The organism is Mycobacterium attenuatum (assembly GCF_900566085.1).
Taxonomy (GTDB): Bacteria; Actinomycetota; Actinomycetes; order Mycobacteriales; family Mycobacteriaceae; genus Mycobacterium; species Mycobacterium attenuatum.
Genome location: NZ_UPHT01000125.1, coordinates 1 through 1069, shown reverse-complemented (window position 1 = coordinate 1069; position 1069 = coordinate 1). Strand labels below are relative to the sequence as shown.

Annotated in this window: 1 pseudogene; it reads left to right on the top strand. The window is 68.2% G+C overall.

From position 1 onward, the window contains the following. A pseudogene (locus tag EET13_RS32380) lies at positions 1-522 on the top strand (PE family protein); the annotation flags it as partial. Positions 523-1069: the final 547 nt, after the last annotated feature.

Below are 1069 nucleotides of genomic sequence, written 5' to 3'. Positions count from 1 at the left end.
GGCGGGATCGGCGGCTCCACCCGCCTGATCGGTCCCGGCGGTCACGGCGCCGCCGGGGGCCCCGGCGGTCACGGCGGGGCCAGTCTTAACGCGGCCTTGGCCAGCGGCGACGGCGGCGACGGCGGCGACGGCGGTGCCGGCGGCTCGGGCGGGATCTCCTTCCCCTATGGCCCGCCGGACAACTTCGTGCAGCAGCTGCTGCAGCACCGTGGCGGTTACGGGGGTGACGGTGGCCCCGGCGGTAGCGCCGGACAAGGCGCGGGTATCCCGGGCACTGGCGGCACCGGCGGTAAGGGCGGCAGCGGTGGCAATCTCTACGGACTGCCCGGCCTGCAGGGTATCGACGCCGTCACCAATTTCGTGACAGCGTTTGCTACGGGACAGATGCAACTGACGACCATAGTACAACCCGGTCAAGCCGGCGCAGTCGGTAACGGCCCTGGTGGGATCCTCGGCAATGGTGGCGGCGGTGGAGAATACGCGGGCGGGGAGGGCGGGATCGGCGGTTCCCCGGCGGGTTAGCTAGCAACGGCTACCCAACGCTCGGTCCGGTCACGATGCGACCAGAAGGCCGCCTCGACATGAGCCGCGCGGGGTGTGGCTATGGCGGCGGCCCGGTTTGGCCCCATGCACTCTGCATGGACGGTGATGTCGTTCGTCTGTGCGGTGCCTGAGTTCGTAGATGCCGCAGTAACCGAGCTAACGAAGGCCGGGTTCAACGATCAGCCAGGCAATGCGACCGCTTGCTTTCCCAAAGGCGTCGACCGCGCCAGGAGCGCCCGGGCTATCTGCGCGTCTCGCGGCCAGCCCTACCACCCTTCAAGCGCCAATCGATCGGATGTGACCAGCGCATTTCATGACTTCCAAACGTTCGTCTCAGCGCTTTTCGACAGACTTTGCCCAGATCCGGGCACGAGTGACGTCCGGTGGGCTTAGGAGGAATCTCAATGAAGTTGTCAAGCCGCCGCGGCGTTAGGCGCGGTGGGTTGGTAGGCCCGGTGGTCGCGCAGCATGGCCTACAGGATGTGGGGGCGTGGGCGGGCCACGGCGGGGACGGCTTGGGTGTGGG